This is a genomic window from Halomonas sp. ND22Bw, from assembly GCF_003011945.1.
Taxonomy (GTDB): domain Bacteria; phylum Pseudomonadota; class Gammaproteobacteria; order Pseudomonadales; family Halomonadaceae; genus Halomonas; species Halomonas halophila.
Map to the genome: position 1 here is coordinate 1 of NZ_PXWD01000080.1, position 544 is coordinate 544.

The following is a 544-nucleotide window of genomic DNA, read 5'->3' on the forward strand; positions in this document are numbered from 1 at the left end:
ATCAGGATCGCCGCCGCCAGTTGCAGGTCGATCAACGGCGCCAGCACCTGGCCCACGATCTGGAACAGCCACAGGCTGGGCAGCGCCAGCCCGCCGAACCAGCCGTGCCGGAACGTCGAGCGCCGGTGTTTCCACAGGCATTGCAGGGTGCCGAAGCTCCAGCGGAATCGCTGCTTCAACAGACCGCCCAGCGACGATGGCGCCTCAGTGAAGGCCAAAGCGGTCGGCTCGTTGGCGATGACCCAGCCCGCCTCGCGCACCCGCCAGGTCAGGTCCATGTCCTCGGCCAGGGTGTCGGAGCGGTAGCCGCCCAGGGTTCGCAGGGCCTCTGTGCGCCAGGCCCCGATGGCGCCTGGCACCACCGTCACCGCATTCAGCAGGGCCAGCGCCCGCCTGTCGATGTTCTGGCTGGTGACGTATTCGATGGACTGCCAGCGCGTGACCAGGTTGCTGCGGTTGCCGACCTTCACATTGCCCGCGACCGCCCCGACCTTGGGATCGGCGAACCAGGCGGCCAGCCGGGCCAGGGCGTCGCCGGACAGCT

At 69.1% G+C, this 544-nt stretch carries 1 protein-coding gene; it reads right to left on the reverse strand.

Annotation, left to right across the window (positions count from 1 at the left end; all coding sequences use genetic code 11):
• Window positions 1–544, reverse strand: a 544-nt coding sequence (locus CVH10_RS17045) for a glycosyltransferase family 2 protein (RefSeq protein WP_146142962.1), incomplete at both ends; no start/stop codon positions are given.